At 44.8% G+C, this 20,690-nt stretch carries 17 protein-coding genes, 1 other RNA gene and 1 riboswitch; of the genes, 1 reads left to right on the top strand and 17 read right to left on the bottom strand.

Going from position 1 to position 20,690, the window contains the following annotated elements:
* Positions 1-428 precede the first annotated feature (428 nt).
* Positions 429-1,475 carry an N-acetylmuramoyl-L-alanine amidase gene (locus tag BM003_RS09475; protein ID WP_093672458.1) on the bottom strand — a complete coding sequence of 349 codons (1,047 nt, stop codon included), beginning with the start codon at positions 1,473-1,475 and terminating at the stop codon, positions 429-431.
* A gap of 198 nt (positions 1,476-1,673) precedes the next feature.
* Positions 1,674-2,615, bottom strand: coding sequence for an aldo/keto reductase (locus BM003_RS09470; protein WP_093672456.1), 942 nt, complete (start codon positions 2,613-2,615; stop codon positions 1,674-1,676).
* Positions 2,616-2,837: 222 nt separating this feature from the next.
* A riboswitch (SAM riboswitch) is annotated at positions 2,838-2,945 on the top strand.
* A 166-nt stretch (positions 2,946-3,111) separates the two neighbouring features.
* Here BM003_RS09470 and BM003_RS09465 point away from each other — a divergent pair.
* Complete coding sequence (locus tag BM003_RS09465; RefSeq protein WP_093672454.1) at positions 3,112-4,236, top strand: vitamin B12 independent methionine synthase; 1,125 nt, start codon at positions 3,112-3,114, stop codon at positions 4,234-4,236.
* A gap of 71 nt (positions 4,237-4,307) precedes the next feature.
* Here BM003_RS09465 and BM003_RS09460 read toward each other — a convergent pair whose 3' ends face one another.
* From BM003_RS09460 to BM003_RS09390, 15 genes are all read right to left on the bottom strand, one after another.
* Positions 4,308-5,066 (bottom strand): LytR/AlgR family response regulator transcription factor, encoded by a 759-nt coding sequence (locus BM003_RS09460; protein ID WP_093672452.1) that lies wholly within the window; start codon positions 5,064-5,066, stop codon positions 4,308-4,310.
* Positions 5,066-6,724 (bottom strand): sensor histidine kinase, encoded by a 1,659-nt coding sequence (locus tag BM003_RS09455; RefSeq protein ID WP_093672561.1) that lies wholly within the window; start codon positions 6,722-6,724, stop codon positions 5,066-5,068. Before BM003_RS09455 ends, BM003_RS09460 begins: the two co-directional genes overlap by 1 nt.
* A gap of 208 nt (positions 6,725-6,932) precedes the next feature.
* Positions 6,933-8,156, bottom strand: coding sequence for an L-lactate MFS transporter (locus BM003_RS09450; RefSeq protein WP_093672559.1), 1,224 nt, complete (start codon positions 8,154-8,156; stop codon positions 6,933-6,935).
* Positions 8,157-9,341: 1,185 nt separating this feature from the next.
* Positions 9,342-9,699, bottom strand: a transfer-messenger RNA (tmRNA) gene (ssrA, locus tag BM003_RS09445).
* Between the two features lie 97 nt (positions 9,700-9,796).
* The gene (gene smpB, locus BM003_RS09440) at positions 9,797-10,264 is read right to left on the bottom strand and encodes an SsrA-binding protein SmpB (protein WP_093672557.1); all 468 of its coding nucleotides are present in this window, start codon (positions 10,262-10,264) and stop codon (positions 9,797-9,799) included.
* A gap of 93 nt (positions 10,265-10,357) precedes the next feature.
* A complete protein-coding gene (locus BM003_RS09435; protein WP_093672450.1) occupies positions 10,358-10,540 on the bottom strand; it encodes a hypothetical protein in 183 nt (60 codons plus the stop codon).
* Positions 10,537-11,406 carry a Cof-type HAD-IIB family hydrolase gene (locus BM003_RS09430; protein WP_093672448.1) on the bottom strand — a complete coding sequence of 290 codons (870 nt, stop codon included), beginning with the start codon at positions 11,404-11,406 and terminating at the stop codon, positions 10,537-10,539. Before BM003_RS09430 ends, BM003_RS09435 begins: the two co-directional genes overlap by 4 nt.
* A gap of 16 nt (positions 11,407-11,422) precedes the next feature.
* Entirely contained in the window at positions 11,423-12,142 is a 720-nt protein-coding gene (treR, locus tag BM003_RS09425; RefSeq protein WP_093672446.1) for a trehalose operon repressor, read from the bottom strand.
* A gap of 193 nt (positions 12,143-12,335) precedes the next feature.
* Positions 12,336-14,021, bottom strand: coding sequence for an alpha,alpha-phosphotrehalase (gene treC / locus BM003_RS09420; protein WP_093672444.1), 1,686 nt, complete (start codon positions 14,019-14,021; stop codon positions 12,336-12,338).
* A 49-nt stretch (positions 14,022-14,070) separates the two neighbouring features.
* Positions 14,071-15,495: a PTS system trehalose-specific EIIBC component gene (treP, locus tag BM003_RS09415; RefSeq protein ID WP_093672442.1), complete on the bottom strand. Its 1,425-nt coding sequence runs from the start codon at positions 15,493-15,495 to the stop codon at positions 14,071-14,073.
* A 339-nt stretch (positions 15,496-15,834) separates the two neighbouring features.
* The gene (rnr, locus tag BM003_RS09410) at positions 15,835-18,177 is read right to left on the bottom strand and encodes a ribonuclease R (protein WP_093672440.1); all 2,343 of its coding nucleotides are present in this window, start codon (positions 18,175-18,177) and stop codon (positions 15,835-15,837) included.
* A gap of 19 nt (positions 18,178-18,196) precedes the next feature.
* On the bottom strand, positions 18,197-18,946 hold the full coding sequence (locus BM003_RS09405; RefSeq protein ID WP_093672438.1) for an alpha/beta hydrolase: 750 nt from the start codon (positions 18,944-18,946) through the stop codon (positions 18,197-18,199).
* A gap of 215 nt (positions 18,947-19,161) precedes the next feature.
* Positions 19,162-19,395, bottom strand: coding sequence for a preprotein translocase subunit SecG (gene secG, locus BM003_RS09400; RefSeq protein WP_093672436.1), 234 nt, complete (start codon positions 19,393-19,395; stop codon positions 19,162-19,164).
* A 114-nt stretch (positions 19,396-19,509) separates the two neighbouring features.
* On the bottom strand, positions 19,510-20,256 hold the full coding sequence (tatC, locus tag BM003_RS09395) for a twin-arginine translocase subunit TatC (protein ID WP_093672434.1): 747 nt from the start codon (positions 20,254-20,256) through the stop codon (positions 19,510-19,512).
* A 14-nt stretch (positions 20,257-20,270) separates the two neighbouring features.
* Positions 20,271-20,489: a twin-arginine translocase TatA/TatE family subunit gene (locus BM003_RS09390; RefSeq protein ID WP_093672432.1), complete on the bottom strand. Its 219-nt coding sequence runs from the start codon at positions 20,487-20,489 to the stop codon at positions 20,271-20,273.
* Positions 20,490-20,690 lie beyond the last annotated feature (201 nt).

Raw genomic sequence — 20,690 nt, 5'->3', positions numbered from 1 at the left:
GCGTTCAGGCAAAAATATCAGCGTTCAGGCAAAAGAATCAGCGTTCAAGCAAAATTATCAGCGCTCAGACAAAAGAATCAGCGTTCATTCTTTACGACCTATTCTCGGTTCGTTACGAGTATGGGAGTTAAATCAGATCTTGCACGAAATTCGTGATCCAATGCACGAAAAAAGTGGCTCAATGCACGAAAATCAGAGTTCTATGCACGTAACTCACTCCTGATACGGGCCCACGCACGAAATCCGTGATCCAATGCACGAAAAAAGTGATTCAATGCACAAAAACCAGAGTTCTATGCACGAACCCACTCCTGATCCGGGCACACGCACGAAATTCGTGATCTGCTGTGCAACTCACATCTACTCTTTCGTAAGAAGACACAAAAAAAGCATGCTTTTATACATGCCTCAAAAAATTGTTAGTTTAATCAGAATAGCGTATTCCATGTCTTCGGACCGATGATTCCATCTGCCGTCAGCCCGTGACGTTTTTGATAGGCTTTAACAGCTGCCTCTGTCTTCGGGCCGAAGATCCCATCGGCAGTAATCGAAAGAGCGCGTTGAATTCGCTCCACATTTTTCCCTTTGCTGCCTTGTTTGATCATTGATCCTGGATATGGAACCACCACCGTTCCGGATGATGCATTTGATTGTTTTTCGGTAGCCTTTTTCTCAATAGCCTTGGACAACGCCGAACGTGTCTTTGAACCGACGATCCCGTCAACAGTAATTTTATAATTAGTTTGAAGTATTCGAACTGCTTTATCAGTCGCCGCCCCAAAAATGCCATCTGCACCTGCCTTACCAACACTATAACCTGCTTTGATTAAATCCTGCTGCAGCTTCGTCACTGCTGATCCTTTATCACCTTTTTTAAGTAATTGATCTAGTTGTGATCCTCCTGCTGGTTTTGCCGCGACAGGTTTGGACGCTTGATTTGGCACGTTCTCTATATTAATCTCCTTGCCGAGTATACCTTCAGCAATCGCTTTGCCAATGGCATCTGTTTTTCCGGCAACAATTTCCGCATCCGCCTTTGTATCCACAAATCCGCATTCAACAAGAATAGCATGCGACTTAGTATTCCGAAGTACGTAAAGGCTGCTGTTCTTCTTGATCCCGCGACTGCGCAACCCTGTGACCGCGCATACGTTAGTTAAAACACGAGCCGCAATCGCATCGGTTTTGTTGTCGTATTGATACACTTCAATGCCGGTTCCGCCGCCTGCATTGAGATGAATAGCTACCGCTAAAGTGAGCCCACTATGCGCATTCACCTTCTGTACGATCGCAGCTAGATTTTCGTTCTGCGTTTTCCCTTGATCATCCGTGTCGTCATACACAGTCTGACCTGCCGCGCGTAAATACTTGATCGTCGCGTCTTTAATCTGGCGATCCACCACTTCTTCCTTGATGTATCCCCGTGCTCCTGGAACGAATGCATTATGTCCCGCATGAATACTGTACTTCGCCATGATTCGACAACTCCTTTTCTATATTTCTATGTCCGTCCTTCTATTTTGAAAAAGACAGTTCACTAGATAGATAGAAAAGACACGTACGCCTGGTGAGGTTCTGGAAAATATCATTTGGAACGCGTAAAAAAACCACCCACGAGACAAAAGTCTCACGAATGGCTTTTTCATTCGATCGTTTACTAATCACGAACTCAATCAAGCAAAAATTCGAGCAATTGCTTCATAATCTGAATCATTTAGCTGAACGCTCTCACTCTGCACATTCACAAGCAATTGCTCCGGCGTACGTGCGCCTGGAATTACCGGCCCAATCAACGGATTTTTCATGTACCAAGCAAGAACTAGCTGAGCCACTGTTGCTTCGTATTTTGCAGCGATTGGCTTCAGCTGTTCAACTTTTGCAACATTTGCTTTTAGCTGATCCGGTTTATAGAGATCAATGGTTAAGCGATGATCCCCTTCTTCAAAATGCGGCAGGTTGTCCGGAGCATAACGTCCAGTCAGAAGAGCGGCAGCGAACGGCTCATACGGAACAAATGAGATGTGCTGTTCATTTAAATAGGGTACCAATTCCTTAACCGCATCCTGTTGAAGCAGATTGTATTGATTCTCCACCAAGTCGACATAACCATCCGCGTCTGCCTCTTTCACCTGATCCAAACTAAAGTTAGATACGCCGATTGCACGAAGCTTTCCCGCTTCTCTTAGCCGTTGCAGTGCGCCGACTGCTTCAGCTTTCGGTGTGTCCTGATCGGGAAAATGAATATAAAAGATGTCCAAATAATCGGTATGCAGACGTTGCAGGCTTTCGTCCACGGATTTAGTCAAGAAATCCGGGGTATTGTTCAACGTCACCTTTCCATCGGCAGTCACCTGTTGTGCACCCTTCGTCGCCAAAACCACCTTGTGACGATCATTCTTTTGCAGCACTTCGCCGATCAGCTCTTCAGAATGGCCGAGGCCGTACATAAATGCTGTATCAATCATTTCAACGTCATGATCTATCGCCGTCTGGACAACCTTTTTTCCGGTTTCATCATCTAGATTCGGAAACAAATTGTACCCGCCGATCTTGTTGGTTCCAAGGCCAAGAGGATTAACGTTTAATTCTGTTCGTCCGATTTGAATCTTTTCCATCAAATCACCAGCTTCACTAAAGGTTACTTTTATCATAAAAAAGAAGTGATAACGTTGTCAAAAGGTATGCCTGTCAGCCAAAGAAAGAATAAAGACCGCCTTTCCTTTTTTATTCCATATTAGAATTCCATAATTAAGTAGTTTTCACTGATACCATAATAAATACTTGAAAAAAATATCGTTTTGTCGTAAACTACAAATCAATCAAATAATTAACTACAATTCTTATCTAGAGAAGTCGAGGGACTGGCCCGATGACGCTTCAGCAACCGTCGTTTCACGACAAGGTGCTAATCCCAGCTGACACAATCATGTGCGGAGGGATAAGAAGAGACTCGAACATGCAGCCTTCTTCTTCCTGAAGAGGGCTTTTTTCATTAAAACGGATTGAGTCACGCACAAATCTGCCGCGGTCATCTAAAATCTATTAAGCAGATAAATGACGGCAAAAGCCGGCGGTTGTACGAGAAGAAATAGAGTTGAGGAGGAAACAGAAATGACAGTAACCCTAGCAAAAAAAGCGCCATTCAGATCTGATCAAGTAGGAAGTCTCTTACGCCCGGCTGAATTGAAAAAAGCTCGTGAACAGTTTGACGCCGGTGAGATTGACAAAGCAGCTCTGACTCAAGTTGAAGACGAAGAGATAAAGAAAATTGTTGAGAAGCAAATCAAGTCGGGATTAAAGGCTGTTACTGACGGAGAATTCCGTCGAAGCTGGTGGCATTTGGATTTTCTTGCCGAACTAAACGGTGTTGAATCCTATTCACAAAATGAAAGTTACAAATTTAAAGGTGCAAAGACCCGCGATACGAATGTACGATTCATTGACAGGGTATCTTATAATCCTGATCATTCATTTTTTGATGCTTTTAAATTCATGCAGAGCATCGTTCCGGAAGGCATTCTTGTAAAACAGACAATCCCTAGCCCTACCCTTTATTTCCGTGATCATCGCAGCGATCAAGCGGTCAACTTTTATCCGACTCGTGAAGACTTCTTGGATGATTTGGCAGCTGCGTATCACAAAACCATCCGGCATTTCTATGATCTAGGCTGTCGCTACCTTCAACTCGACGACACGACCTGGGCGTTCCTGATCAACCAGATTATCTTCACAAGGTCAGCCGAAGAAAAGGAAAAATACGAGCAACTCGCAAAAGACAGCGTGACGGTCATTAACAAAGCATTAAACGACCTGCCTGAAGATTTGACGATAACGACACATATTTGCCGTGGGAATTTCCAATCCACGTTCCTATTTTCCGGCGGTTACGGACCGGTAGCAAAATACCTTGCCCAGCTTAATCTTGACGGCTATTTTCTGGAATATGACAATGAACGATCCGGCGATTTTGCTCCGCTCGGTGAGATTTTTACGGAAGGTTCAGACAAAAAAGTTGTCTTAGGACTTGTGACATCCAAATTTCCAGAACTTGAATCTGAAGACGCATTGCAAAAAAGAATCGAAGAAGCAGCAAACTATGTCCCATTGAAGAATCTTTGCCTGTCAACCCAATGCGGATTCGCTTCAACTGAAGAAGGCAATAAACTTACTGAAGCACAGCAGTGGGCAAAACTAGGGTTAGTAGTTGATGTTGCGAAAAAAGTTTGGGAGGAATAAAGGCCTCCTCACTTAAAAAGGAAAAGCTCAGCCGTATAGGGACTAAGCTTTTCCTTTTTAATTTTTCAAATTCACCCCAAATGCATCCGCTCTTTAAATTCCTTAATATTGCTTCTGCTGACAGGAATTTCTGCCTTAAGGTCATGCAATCGGACGACATAGGTTTGATTAAACCACGGAACAATCTCTCGAATTTTAGACAGATTGACTGTGTACGAACGATGACAGCGAAAGAAAAGCTTTTGCGGCAGCATCGCTTGAAATTCAGATAAGCTCATTGGCATCGTATACTTTGCATCGTTGGTATAGACGAGCGTCACCTTCTCGCTGGCTTCTGCATAGTAAATGTCATCAACTTTTTTAACAATAATTTTTTCGTTATTTCGTAGATTGATGCGTTGCGTCCTGCTTGTGGTGTCATTATGAACGTCAGTCGTTTCATCAGACCGTTCCGAAATTCCGTGATCACGTAAAAAGGTCGCCTCAAGCTTTGCGAGCATCGGCGCAATCCGCTTTTCATCATAGGGTTTTAAAATATAATCGAAAGCCTCCAGTTCGAAAGCTTTTGCCGCATGCTCCTTATAAGCCGTAGTAAAAATAATATACGGCTTCCGCTTGAACTTGCTGATGTTGCTAGCCAGAAGTATACCGTCAAGCGATGGAATATTGATATCCAAAAAAATCGCATCAGTCTCGTTTTCTTGTAAAAATTTCAACACATCAAGGCCATCTTCGAAGCAGTTTGTAATCTCAATTGAGCTATAGGTGTGAATTAAGAATTCAAGTTCCTCACGTGCTAACTGTTCATCTTCAACGATAATTGCTTTCATCAATCCACCTTCTTTATGTCGAAGTAAACGTCGGTACCAGGTGACAGATGATGAATGATCAGACCGTTCCCATAAATTAATTTTACGCGCTGATGAACATTTAGCAAACCGATTTTCTTTGCCGGCATTTGATCTTGGTACAAGCGATCAATCGTTCCCTGATCAATGCCCGGCCCATTATCCCTCACATGAATGCGAACACAATGGCTCAATGCCTCGACGCTTATTGTGACCTTGCCCTGCCCGCCTGCTTTCAGCGCGCCATGCTTGATCGCATTTTCAACGAGCGGCTGCACCAGAAGGCTGGGAATTTTTAAATCAACCGGATCCAGATCATAGTCCACTTCCAACCGGTGGCCAAATCTCGCAAGCTCAATTTCGACATAGTCCTTTACTTGCTGAATGGCCTCATCCATATCGATCAGTTCATCCGTTCGCTCGATATTCGACCGCATATATCCGGATAAATGGATAATCAGTTCCCGTGCCTTCCCCGGATCTCTGCGCGTCAGAGAGGCAATCGTGTTCAGTGCGTTAAAGAGAAAATGCGGATTGATCTTTGACTGAAGTGCCCGCAGTTCCGCCTTGCTCGCCGCTTCCTTTATTTGTTCCATTCGGGAGATTTCCAATAAGGTAGAAATCATCTGTGACAGCCCGATCGCCAGCGTCTGCTGGGAGTAGGTCATTTTCGTCGCTTTGCGGTAGTAGGTCTTGAGCGTTCCTGTAACTTCATCCTTTTCCTTTAACGGAATAATGAGTACCGATTGAATTTGCGGCAGATGATGCTCCGATGAATGGTTGGAGAACGTAATATTGCCTTGGCTGATCACCTTTTTCGTCAAATCGCTGACGATATTTTTGCCGACCGTGTAGCGTTCCTCACCAAAACCAACGTATGCGAGAACGGTCTCTTTATCCGTCATCGCCACAGCATCCGCATGAATTTCTTCTCTAATGATGCTGCAGATTTTTGCCAGGGAATCCTTATTAACCGAACGAAAATAAGGAAGTGTTTTATTGGCGATATCCAGAGAAAGCTTCGCCTGCATCGCGGCAATTTTTTCCTTTTCTCCTTCGACACTCATGACAAGCAGGACGATAAAACCGATGTTGACCTCGCCTAAAATCATGGGCAGGGCAATTTGCGAAACAATACTCCAGCCGAGTTGAAACGAATCGGCCATCAAAAGGATGAGCACCATCGTTAACAGCTCGCAGAACATCCCGCCGGCAATTCCGTATATCCAGCGCTGCGATTTTTTTACCTTTTTATGAATCCATACCGAAACCACTCCGGCAAACGAACTTGTAATAAAACATGGAAGTGCCGATACTCCACCGATATCAATCAGATAGCGATGTGTACCGGAAACGATACCGGTAATCATGCCGACCGCCGGGCCAAATAAAATCCCGCTCGATACAATCGTTGCGATACGGACATTCACAAGTGATCCTTCCACATGAATTCCTGAATAGGTACTTAGAATAGCAAACAGGCAAAAAATTGCCGTCAAGATCGCAAGCTCGGATGCCGAGTGCTTTTCGCGTTGCAAGATCTCTTTAAAACGCGGAATTCGTGTAATTAAAAAGAGAAACACAATCAGCAATGCCGCCCGTTCAAATAATTGAAACAGCATCGTCACAAACGATGTCATGATAATCTTCATCTGCTTTCATTTCATAATGGCAACGATTTCATTTTTAGTGTACCAAACTTTTCAAACCCTGTGTTGAACCACTTTTCGAAACAGCAAAAAGTTCTGCTCAAACACCGTCTGTTGTCCGATGCTTGAACAGAAGCCTTCGCAAATCTCACGAGCCATCTATTTATAGTAATCGCTCATTTTTCATCCTCTAGTCCCATTATCTTCTCTCTTCCTGCACTTTGCGGCCTGCAAACAAAGGCGCGCGTTTCGTGCCCGGGACGTGAAGCAGCAAGGCGACAACCGATGCAACAGCGCATATTAGCGCAATAAAGTTGAATGTTGGCGCGAATCCGCCAAGAAATCCGGAGATGAACGATACGCTTAACCCGCCAATACCAAAGCCCTGATAAATAATCCCATAATTTCGGCTCTGATTTTTCAATCCGAAGAATTCGGAAACAATGGTTGGGAAGATTGTGATATTCCCGCCAAAGCAGAAGGCCACACTTGAGACACAGATGAAGAACAAGGCAAAGTTCAATCTCAATTCACTGAGCACAAGTGCCGCAGCCGCTGTAATGAATAGTGATACGGCGATGACTTTCAACCGCTCAAAATGATCCGACGCAGTTCCAAGCACGATACGTCCCGTTGTGTTGAAAATTGCGACCAGTGCCACCGCATTAGCAGCCGTAGCCATATCCAAGCCGGCAAGACTGACACCGATATTTGCCACACTGCCGATCAAATACAAGCCGCTCATGCAAGCTGTGAATAGCACAAAGAACAAGAGGTACGCTTCCTTCGTGTGCAGCATTTGCTTCAAAGAGTAATCATTTTGGACTTTTATACCTCCTGTTTTCGGTTTCGCCGCGACTTTCGCTTCTTTAATTAAGAACGCGCCCGCGATAAGCAACAGCATAATGATGATGCCCCAATAGAGGAACGCTTGCACAACACCGACAGAGTCGATAAAAAAGCCAAGTACGTACTTGAACAGCAGACTTCCCGTTCCATATGCGCCTACTGCGATTCCTGAAATCAGACCTTTTTTCTCAGGGAAATACTGAATCGCATTCGAGAGTGTTGTCATATAGCCGATACCGTTTGACGCGCCCACAAGAATTCCAGCGAAAATATAAAGCATCCACAGCGATGAAGAAATCGATGTGATCATCAATCCCGCGCCCATGCCCACACCGCTAAGAATGAGCAGACCACGAATACCTAATTTCTTCTGAATACTGCTCGCGGATAAAGTCGAGAAGGACAGGGCAAAACTCATGATCGAAAAAGTCGTCGCCACCGCGCCCACGCTCCAACCATACGCATCGGCAAGCGGTTGATTAAACAAACTCCATGTATAAATGGTACCTAAACCAATCATTGCAATAACCGTTCCAATCAGCACAGACAGACGGGATTGTTTTGAGCTCTTCATTACATTTGCTGTCATTTTAATGACCTCTTTTCGCTCCAATTAGTTATAGAAAATGTTTAGATTAGCTTTTCTAAAGGATTATTTCCTTTCCACACACTAATTGTAGCAACAAAAAGGCTTGTGAAAGCGTTAACAGAATGAGATGACGGATATCCGGAGTGAATGACTAGAATCGAGGAACGACTTTCTTGAGGCATGAAAAAATGCATTTTATCGATGAGTCCAGAATAGATGAGACACTGATTTTAACGTTACTTGAGATAAATCATTTGCAATCTCAAACGCAAAAAGTCTGCCCTCATTTTGTCCTTAAACATCTCAAAAGTGATTAAAGGCATTTAGAAAAACCGGGCAAAGTTCGGTCCTTACTTCCGCAGGATACTTTGGCTTTCGCGTTGCCTACAGGACGTACTTCCGCAGGATGTGGTGGCTTTCGCGTTGCGTGCAGGACATATGCGTAATTAGCGAAAGCTCCTTACATACGAAAGTTCCCTTGCTTCAAATACGGTTTTGAATCATCAAGCTTGTCTTGAACAGATATTTCTATTTCACACTGGTAGGAAAGTCTAAGAAAACATTTAAAGGAAACGAGTGTAAGCGGTCCGAAAAAACGCCGCGTCCTGCGGCTCACCGGACACTAGGCCGTCCATGGCCGTCGCAACTAAGTCTTCACCTTCGCCAGAGGCTTGGCGAAGCCAAGTTTTCTAACACTGATAAAAAAGTATAAAAAAATTAAAGATTCAAGGAAACGAGTGTAAGCGCAACTAAGTCTTCACCTTCGCCAGAGGCTTGGCGAAGCCAAGTTTTCTAATAAATCATTTGGGTTCCTTAATTAAGTAACAAGTGAAATAAGCGGAGATTTTCCGGTTATATGCACCATGACGCTTGTTTCACAGGTAAATAAGGGTAATTTTTCCGCTTATGCACAGAAAAAACCTCCATTTTCACGTTTTTCGATTCGATAAGCGGAACTTCTCCGTCTATTTAAGCAATTTTTTCTTTAATTTTCTAATTAAGCGGAATTTTTCCGCCTATTTCTCAGATTGGGCGCTTACCTGATCGCCAAATCGAATCTTATGACCTTATCGTCGTACCTGCAAGGCAAAACACTATACTTTCTTGTAAAAAAAAAAAAATCCCTCTGTAAAGGGATCTTTTATCTCCATCCGACTTATCGGATTATGCTTATGGAGACGGTGGGAGTCGAACCCACGTCCAGAAGCATCGTGATTTAAGTTTCTACGAGCGTAGTCGGCATATTAGCATTTCGCCCCAGCGTCGGCCCACCGACAGGCTTTCGCGAGGCTATCCCGATTGTTCTCTTCCTTGGCCCTCAGGATGCGGGCGTCCGGCGTATCCCACTAGAGTGAGTCCCTGATCCTACCACATGGGCGATGGAGGGAGGGACCGCAAAAGCTACTTAGGCAGCTAAAGCGAGGTTGTTATTCGTTTTGCCAGTTATGGCTTTGGCGTTTTAACGAGGCCGACCCCCTCGGCTCGCCGCTTAAACCCGACCTACCCCTGTCGAATCCGTAACGTCCCCGTTTAAAAAACAACGGGACTTGCGGTGAATCATCCATAACTGTAACTGTGATTAACACAGTAAGGTCATTATAGCAAAACAACAGACGCATTTCAACTTACATTTTCTGGTGATCACGAAAAGCGCGTGCCATTTCACGCTGTGCGGTCTGCTTTTTCAACGATTCACGTTTGTCGTACATTTTCTTGCCTCGTCCAAGGCCGACAAGTACCTTTGCGAATCCGTTCTTGATATAGATCTTCAGCGGAATCAGAGCATAGCCTGTTTTGTCCGCAAGCGGCCCAAGCTTATTGATTTCTTTCTGATGCATCAGCAACTTGCGCGTGCGAAGCGGATCATGATTGTACCGATTGCCTTGCTCATATTGACTAATATGCATATTGTAAACGAATGCTTCTCCGTTCTCCACACGAGCGAAGGCGTCCTGAATATTGACTTTTCCGCGGCGAATGGCCTTGATCTCTGTGCCTTGCAGCACAATTCCCGCTTCCACCGTTTCTTCAATAAAATATTCGTGACTCGCTTTTTTATTTTGCGCGAGCACGCGGCTCTCACCTTTTCCCATACCTAACACCTGCCAGACGTTCATTCATTATCTCATTATAGGTCATATGGACCTCGCCGAGCAAGCGCTTTACCCAACTGACACGCGATTCCTTTACTTTCGTGTTCGTTTTTTTGATAAAAAATCGAGCAGAAAGACGATGACAGCAAAGACAACTGAGGTGAGCAGCATATCCAATAGTGACTTGTTTGAGTTCGTCTTAATTTGCGCATACCAGAACCATTGAATGACGAAACACGCAACAAACAGTCCGGCATAATAGAGAAGCTTTTTCATGGATTCACACCCTTTTCACCATCAGGATAACCTAGTTCTTCGTAAATGGCGTGGGCGACGCCGTCCTCTTCACAACGAGTGGTCACACGATCACAAATCGCCTTGATTTCATCGTCCGCATTGCCCATAGCGACGGATACACCAGCAACCTCAAACATTGAAATATCATTGTAATTGTCGCCAATCGCCATAACTTGACTGATCGGAATGCCTAAATGATTCGCCAAATGATCAAGTGCATTCCCTTTTGAGACATTCTGAGGCATGATCTCGAAGTTGCCCGTTCCACTCGAAACAATACTGTACTTATGCTTCGCTTCATAGATATCGCGCGCCTTCTTCAGCTTCACATCATCATAGGAGAAGATAATAATCTTGGAGAATTCAGTACTTCGTTTTTCAAACATGCCCCAGTCTTCCACAAAACGATAGAAATCATCGCGTGTCGCGCCTTGAAATCCAACGGAACGGTCTTCATGAATCCCAAGCTGTTTCAGTTCCTCACGAAGCCATTCAGTGCCTTGATCAGGCACATAGATGTGGTGCTCCGAATAGACACCGATATAATACTTCTGTTCGACAAGCTCATTTATAATTTGGAGCGCTTCAGCGCGGTCGAGAAAATCCGCACCGAGCAGCCGACCGTCTGAGGTATGAATCGTCGCGCCATTGGTTCCAATCAGATGCGTTTCCATATCAACTTCATTCATTTTGCTCTCAATGTCGAAGAATGCGCGTCCTGATGCGATTGCCAGTGTCACACCTTTGGAGCGAGCATAGCGCAGCGCTTTCAAATTTCCCCAACCAATGTCTCGATGCTTGTTCAACAGCGTTCCGTCCATATCCATTGCGATTAACTTAATCATGAGATCCTCCTACTTTTCATTGATGTCCGCGACGTGCAAAGTCGACAAATCGAAATTTATCAGCACGATGTCTTGATTCTGTGTATTGAAAGAGTTCGGCACTTTCCAAGTAAACCAAGCTGCGCACGACCACCACATGGGAATCCTCGTGCATCGTCAAATAACGATTGTCCTCATCAGTCGCGCGCTCAACAGTAATTTCCTTTTTGGCAAATCCGATCTTCAGTCCGAGATCATTCTCAATATAATCATACAGAGAACGCTCGCAAATGTCTGCTGTCAGCATCGGAACAATGCTTTGGATCAGGTAATCTCGATCTAAAATGACTGCTTCGCCATTGACCGAACGCGACCGGATCACGTTCCAAACCGTTTGATCATTTTGGAGATTCATCAACATTTTCAGGTGATTATCAGGTTTGAGCAAAACAAGCTGGTGAACCTCGGTCTTCCAGTGATCTTTCGAATGACTGGCCAGTTCTCGAAAACTGGTTAGCCCTGATATCGGAAAGGTCTGGCGACTGACATCCAGTACGATTGAACCTTTGCCTTGAATCTTCTGAATGTAGCCGTTACGTGACAGCATGGCCAACGCCTTCCGGATTGTTTCCCGTGATGCACGGTACTGCGCACTGAGTTCATTCTCCGTCGGAAGGAGCGATCCGGATTCAATCCGCTGTTTGTGTATCTTTTCACTGAGGTCGTTATAAATTGAGACAAATTTACTCTTTCCCATTGTGATCGTTCTCCTCCAAAAACAGAACGTCTGTCCAAAGCCATCAATAATTCTTTAATCTGTAATTGATTAACTTGTTCAGATAGTAAAAATAAAAGGGCAGCCCTCCGCCCTCTTATCTGTATTTCCACTATTAGTATAACAAAATGTTGATTTGAAAACCCTCACAAAACAGGCAAATTCATGAACTTACTCATTGATTGATCAAATGATAGGCTACCGACTCATACGGACGAAGCTGCAGATTCTGCACGTGCCCCGGTGAGTCTGCATAATTACTAATTAACAAGTCACTTTGATCATGCACTATTTCTTCAGGCACAGAGAAGGATACAGATTGGTCGGTAAAATTGCTTACAACAAGCAATTGTTCTCCTATACCGGTGCGCACATAGGCAAAAACATTCGGATCGTACGGTTCAATCAGCTCGAAACCACCATTCACGATGACATCGTACGTTTTGCGCAATGCAATCAATTTTTGATAATGATAGAAAATTGAATCTGATTGACGGAGCGCTGCATTCACATTCACCGTATCATAATTATTAGCGATTGAAATCCATGGTGTGCCATTTGAAAAACCACCGTTTACACTCTCGTCCCACTGCATCGGTGTGCGGCCATTATCTCGAGATTTTTGCCGAAGAATCGCCAGAATCTCCTTTTCAGGCTTGCCCTCTTCATGAAGAAGCTTATACGCGTTGAGCGATTCAATATCCCGATAGTCTTCGATGCGTTTGAAGTTCGGGTTGGTCATCCCGATCTCTTCACCTTGATAGACATAGGGTGTGCCTTGCAGCATATGCAGCGTCGTTGCCAGCATCTTCGCTGATTCAACTCGATACTTGCCTTCATCACCAAATCGGGAAACGATACGCGGCTGGTCATGGTTGCACCAAAACAGCGCGTTCCAACCGCCTCCGTCATGCATGCCTTTTTGCCATGTTGACAGAACCTTTTTCAAATCGACGAGATTCAGCGCACCGAGTGCCCATTTCTGACCGTGTGGGTAATCAACCTTTAGATGATGGAAATTGAATACCATGCTTAGTTCTTTGTACTTCGGATTCGTGTACCGGATGCAGTTGTCAATCGTTGTCGACGACATTTCGCCAACGGTAATGGTCCCGGAACGCCTACTGAACACACGCTGATTCATCTCATGCAGAAACTCATGGATTCGCGGTCCGTCCGTATAAAACGCACGACCGTCTCCCGGTGAGTTCGGATCATGATCATCTGGAAAGCGCTGATCTTTCGAGATGTTATTAATCACATCAAGCCGGAAACCGTCCACACCCTGATCAATCCAAAAATTCATCATTTTGTAAACGTCATCTCGAACAGCTTCGTTTTCCCAGTTCAAATCCGCCTGGCTTATATCATACAGATGCAAATAGTATTGTCCGCTCTTTTCATCGAGTTCCCATGCGGATCCTCCGAACTTTGACTGCCAGTTGTTCGGCGCGCCGCCATCTTTTCCCGGATCCCGCCAAATATAATAATTACGATACGGACTGTCACTGCTGCTGAGCGCTTCCTTGAACCAGCGATGCTCTGTCGAGGTGTGATTAACTACGCTATCCATGACAATCTTCAAGTCTCGTCGGTGTGCTTCAAAAAACAGACGCTTCAGTTCCTCCATCGTTCCGTATTCAGGCTGCAGATTATAATAATCGCTAATATCATAGCCGTTGTCATTTTGCGGCGACTGATACATCGGTGTCAGCCAAAGGACATCGACACCAAGTTTTTTCAGATAATCCAATTTCTCAATGATTCCATTAATATCACCGATGCCGTCACCGTTTGTATCCTTAAAACTTTTCGGATAGATCTGATAGACCGTTGCTTTTTTCCACCAATCTTCTTGCATGCGTGTCACACCCTATCTTTTTATACTTTGCGCCCTTGTCTCTAGTTCATTACCCTTCATCAATGGATTTCTTGCTGAACTTCGAAAATACATAAGTCAGGACAAACGGCAGGATCAAAACGATCAGCATACCGATAAAGAACGGTCCCCAATATTTTGGAATGATGGACAGGAAGCCCGGCAATCCGCCAATACCGATTGAGGTTGCCTTAACACTGCACAACGTGATAAATGCTCCGGCAATGCCTGAACTGATGATTGCCGCAAGGAATGGATAGCGGAATCTCAGATTCACGCCGAACATCGCCGGTTCGGTAATTCCAAGCCATGCGGAAACGGAAGACGTCATTGCGAGCCCCTTAAGCTTGGCATCGCGAGCCATTAAGAAAATGGCAAAAGCTGCCGCTCCTTGTGCAATATTTGACAGCGCGAGCATCGGCCATAGGAATGTGGAACCGGTACTCCCGATTAACTGGAGGTCAACAGCAAGGAAAATCTGGTGCATGCCTGTGATGACCAGAACACCATAGAAGAAGCCGTAAACCAAACCGCCGAGAATCGGAACATAGTGGAACAAACCAACGATGCCGGCTGTAATCCAATTGGCTAATTGAAGGGTCACAGGTCCAATGATCGTGAACGAAAGTAATCCGGTTACAAGCAGTGCCACAGGTGCGACAACAAGCAGTTGAATGGAATCAGTCACATGCTTCTTCAAGTAAATTTCAATTTTCGCAAGCACATAGGAAGCAACAAGTACAGGGAGCACTTGGCCCTGATAGCCGACCTTATCAATGTGCAGCCCGAACAGATCCCAAATCGGAACGGTCCCCTTTGTCTGTGCCTCGGCCAGACTGTAAGCGTTCAGCAGTGACGGATGAACGAGGACGAGTCCAAGGACAATACCGAGAAGCGGGTTACCACCGAACTTTTTAACAGCAGACCAACCAATCAATGCCGGCAAGAAGACGAAGGAAGTGTTGGCAATAACCAAAATAATATCGGCAAAATCTTTCCACTGCGGATAGGCTTGCACCACTGATTCTTTAAAGAAAATTCCCGGATTTGCAAGTACGTTGTTAATACCCATTAGCAAGCCGGCAGTTACGATTGCGGGAAGAATAGGAATGAAAATATCCGCCAGCGTTTTAATGCCCTTCTGCAGCGGATTCATTTTTTCCGCTGCCGCATCTTTTACTTCCTGTTTTGATGATTCACCGATGCCAGTCAATCGAACAAACACATCATATACCTTGTCAACAGTACCATTTCCAATCACAATCTGAAACTGACCGTTTGCTGAGAAAAAGCCTTTGACCAGATCAATCGTATCAAGTTTCTCTTTGTCTACTTTATTTTCATCTTTTAAAATTAACCGCAGCCGAGTCACACAATGTGTCGCGGCGTTAATATTATCACGACCACCGACTGTATCAATGATCTGCTTTACGGATTCTTCAGTTATGACTGCCATTCGATTCACTCCCACTTTATATTATCTCAAATAAGTGCGTGACATTAATTGTTCATTATAAACGGGTACAACTAATGCAAGCGACAATAATCGAAACGTCTTTTCAGTGGTGCACGGCCGTTGCGCCACCGAGATAAGATGATCATCAATGAACTTCATTAACAAATTAAAGTATAGCGCTTACATTTATATTTGTATAGTCAAATTACTTATTTTAATTAATTTGTATATATAAATGCTTGTCCAATTGCGGATAAGTTCCTGAATTCATTCGCGCACGCAAAAACGCCCCGGCTGTCGGATCTGAATCCGATCGCCGAGGCGTTTGTATATCATTCGTTAGTTACTTTTGCTGTTATTTCGGTAAGAATTGCTTTGACCGGATCCTCGGCTGTTTCCACCTCGACCTCCGCTGTTGCGGTTGCCGCCTCGTGAGTCGGGACGTTTTCCGCCGTTTTTATCTCCGAAACGTTTCTTGCCTGGGCCATTGCTTGGTCCTGTTTTCCCTTGAATAATCGTCGGTCTTGATTTTTTCTGGCGCGGCTTCTGCGGTTTCATACCTACAACTTCAAAGTCGACCGCGTGCTCGTCTAGATTTACGGCGAGTACACGCACTTCGATTTCGTCTCCGATCCGGTATAAATGACCGGTTCGTTCACCGACGAGCGCCATGTTTTCTTCGCTGTAGTGATAGTAGTCATCGGTTAGATAGCTGATGTGTACAAGTCCTTCAATCGTATTCGGTAATTCGACGAATAGACCGAAGTTCGTAACGCCGCTGACCACACCATTAAATGTCTCGCCAACTTTGTCTTGCATGTACTCAGCTTTTTTCAGATCATCCGTATCACGTTCCGCTTCAACCGCATGCTGTTCACATTCGGACGTATGCTTTGCGATTTCCGGCATTTCAGCTTTCCAATAAGCAATCGTCTTCGGGTCTGTCTTCTTCTCGAACACGTATTTGCGCAGCAGACGGTGCACCGTCAAATCCGGATAGCGACGGATTGGTGACGTAAAGTGGGTATAGTACTCCGTTGACAAGCCGAAGTGTCCCAAGCATTTGTCATCATATTTTGCCTTTGCCATTGAACGCAGCATCACCGTACTGATGACTGCTTCTTCCGGTTGTCCTTTAGCCTTTTCAAGCAGAGACTGCAACGTACGCGGATGTACGTTATCCGGTTTGCCATGCAGGACATAGCCGAAGTTAACCACAAAGTCGAAAAACTTCTCTAACTTTTCCGGATTTGGTTCTTCATGAACACGGTAAATGAACGGTAGACGCAGTTTTTCAACATGTTCGGCAACCGTTTCATTCGCGGCCAACATGAACGATTCAATCAGGCGCTCGGCAACTGTACGTTCACGGACAACGACATCGACCGGCTTGCCCTGTTCATCGACAATGATCTTCGCTTCGGTAAAATCAAAGTCAATCGCGCCGCGCTCTTGACGATGTTTTTCAAGAATATCTGCCAGCTCGGCCATCAGATCAAAAAACGGGATCATATCATGATAGCGTTCGAGCACTTCTTCATCTTCACGCTTGAGGATTTTGCGCACGTTGTTGTACGTCATCCGTTCCGTCGAGCGAATCACGCTAGGGAAGATTTCATGCGCAACGACAACCCCCTGCGAATTAATCTCCATCTCACAACTGAGTGTCAAACGATCAACATGCGGGTTCAAACTGCAAATTCCGTTTGAGAGACGATGCGGGATCATCGGGATGACGCGATCAACAAGATAAACACTCGTGCCGCGTTCATACGCCTCGGCGTCAAGTGCCGACCCTTCTGTGACATAGTTGCTGACATCGGCGATATGTACACCTAATTTATAGTTTCCATTATCCAATTTGGAAACGGTAACGGCATCATCCAAGTCCTTGGAATCCTCGCCGTCGATGGTCACAATGGTTTGACCGCGCAGATCCCGGCGTCCTTCATAATCTTTATCCGACAGTTCATCCGGAATTGCTTCAGCTTCCGATAATACTTCAGGAGGATATTCAAGCGGTAAATCATGCTTGTAAATAATCGATAAAATGTCGATACCCGGATCGTTTTTGTGACCGAGAATCTGAGTCACCATACCCTCCGCATTCTTGCGGCCTTCCGGGTATTTTGTGATTTCAGCAACAACTTTATGGCCTTCCATTGCGCCATGTTCCGCATTTTCAGGAATAAAAATGTCACCGGTGATTTTATTGTCATCCGGGATGACAAACCCAAAATGACGTCCCGCGTTAAAGGTACCGACGACTTTGGTAATCGCCCGTTCGAGAATACGAATCACAGTGCCTTCCGGACGTTCCCCTGCTGATTTGTGGGACACGCGAATCACGACCGTATCACCGTTCATTGCTCCGGCAAGATCGTTCGGGCTGACAAATACATCATCGAACTTATCATCTTCAGGAATAATAAAAGCGAAGCCCTTGGCATGCGCTTGGACTCTTCCCGTCATTAAGTTCATCTTTTCAGGCAGACCATAACGATCCGCACGTGTCCGGATCACAAGTCCCTGTTCTTCCAATTCATTCATAGCTTTCACTAAATCAGTGAACGCTTCCGCCTCATTTGCTTCAAAGACAGCTTCAAGTTCTTTTAATGTCATCGGTCGGTAAGTTTCTTCCCGCATATAGTTCAGGATTTTCTGAATGCGCTCTTCCGCCATGTCGTATACCTCCCTGTCCTTAGGAAACAGACCAATCTAGGCTTTCAAGAAACGCATAGATATCCTGGTGCAGCTGCACTTTTTCTGTTCCTAACGTAATTACATGAGTTGAATTTTCATACCATTTTAAATGCTTATCCGCAGACTGAATGGTTTCATAAAAGTACTGCGCACTATTCATTGGAATCATTTCATCCTGACGTGCCTGAACGATTAAAGCGGGGGTGGAGATTCTTCGGCTATTCTCCCTCACTTCGTCAATCAGTTCGCCTAATGGATCAAGAACAGTCGGAATTTTCGTTTTAAAATCCGCCAATTCCGCGGCAATCGCCGCTTCGGTTTTCCCCTGATATTGCTTGTATGTTCGCGCAAAGGAGATGGTACCGTTAAGAAGTCGATCTCTATTATCGGAATAAGCCGGCGCGCACATCGGAACAATACCCTTCACTGAAAAAGTGTAACCACTTTTGAGTGAAAATACCCCACCAAGTGAAAGACCGCAAACTGCAATCTCGGGATGACCGTGCCGCCGTAAAAAAGCGACGGCATTTTGGACATCGCGCCACCAATCATCGGGACCGGTCTGAAGCAATTCCTCAGGGGCGCCGCCATGACCGGAATAAATCGGGCCATAGCATGTGTATCCGCGCTGATGCAAGTAGCGTCCCAAATGTCGGACATCAATTGAATTACCCGTAAACCCATGGAGAAGCAGTACGGCGCGTGGTCCGGAGTCTAGAAAAAAAGGTTTTGGACGCCTTAGTTCCATTCTTCCCTCATCCCCTAATCGAAAATCCAAACAGTAGATACCGCAATTAGGTAAAAAGGCATCTTCTTCCAAATACATTATACGCTATATCTTGGGTTTGGTCTAAAGGAAACAGAAAGTTTCGCTCGATCGTTGGCGCGCTGCTGAATTTCAAGCTATCTTTGCAGAGTAAATCAAAAACCGGAGTTTTCGCTCCGGTTTCATCCTCATGGCATTTATTTAAAATAATAGCCAATCAAAAATGCGCAAGCAAAGAAGACGACTGAGAAAAATATGGTCAGCCTTTTAATGCCGACTTCGATACCTCTCGCCTTTTGTTTGCTGAATAATTGCTCCGCACCGCCGGTAATTGCCTCGGACAATCCGTCACCCTGGCTCCTTTGAACTAATACGAGACCAATAACAATGACAGCCGAGATAATCATTACCGTTAACAAAAATGTATGCATCGTCGTGTACCCCAATCTTCTAATCAACGTTCATTCAGTCATTAGTTTTAATGTACCATACCGTGGCGTCAAGAGCAACAAACCGAAAATGATTTTTCTAATGAAGGCGACAAATCAATCACTTATCTGCTCTTCGGCTGTTCGCTTGCGATGCATCTTCCGTCTGTAAGTGATTGACGCGACGGTCACACAAATCTCATACAGGAGAAGCAGCGGAATAGACATGACCGTGTCGGATACGAAATCGGGTGGTGATAAAACAACGCCAATCACGATAAGTACAAAATAAGCGATTCGACGCATTTTCTTCATACGTATCGGAGTCAGAATACCAAGATTCGTCAGAAACACAACGATCACCGGCAATTCAAAAAGGATTCCGAATGGCAAAACGACATTAATCATAAAGCGAAAATAACGATCCGTTGTAAAGAGAACATCAAACATACCGTCGTTCATCCCAAGCAGGAAATGAAGGATATTAGGAAAGACAACTTCATACCCAAAGACAATGCCTGCGATAAACAGTAAAAAAATCGCTGGAATATATGAAAGCGTCACTTTGCGTTCTTTTACGGACAACGCCGGGGCAATAAACAGCCATAGCTGCCATGCGGCAAAAGGAATCGTCACAGCGATCGCAACAACGCCCGCGATCAGGAAATAAACGCTAACAATCTCCGTCGGTCCGAGTACAGCCAGTTTGTTCGTAACACCCAAATCAGACACGAGCCAAAGATAGACCTGCTTAGTGAAAAAAAGCATCACGGCGGCACTTGTAACAAAGACGATAAAAATGGAAATGAGTCGTTTTCGCAGCTCATTAAAGTGCTCAATTAGCGACATCTTTTTTTCAGTCATCCATCACCAATTCCTTAGCCCTTTTTCTCGATGCTTGTCTTCTCTGCTTCCACAGTTGTCTTATTATTTTCCGAATCCGAATCATCACCCAAACCTTGCGTCGCCTTTTTAAACTCCTTCAGCGTCTTTCCAAACGCCTTTCCGATTTCCGGAAGCTTGGACGGTCCGAAGATCACGAGTGCAATAACAAGGATTAATATGAGTCCTGGAAGCCCAATACCTGCCCATCCCATGGCAAACACCTCTTTATTCTATGTATATCAATTAAGTTCGCACGAATGAATGTATGAATCATACTGTATCCGTTTTGATCATCGCATTATTGCCGGCTTGGGTCAACTATTTTGACGCAAACCGGCAACAATTAGTTCGATTTTTGTGATTTATGACATTGACACAAAAAAAGAAAAGAACATTTGTCCTTTTCCAGAATT

This window comes from Sporolactobacillus nakayamae (assembly GCF_900113325.1).
Taxonomy (GTDB): domain Bacteria; phylum Bacillota; class Bacilli; order Bacillales; family Sporolactobacillaceae; genus Sporolactobacillus; species Sporolactobacillus nakayamae.
This window is presented reverse-complemented; position numbering and strand designations above follow the sequence as displayed.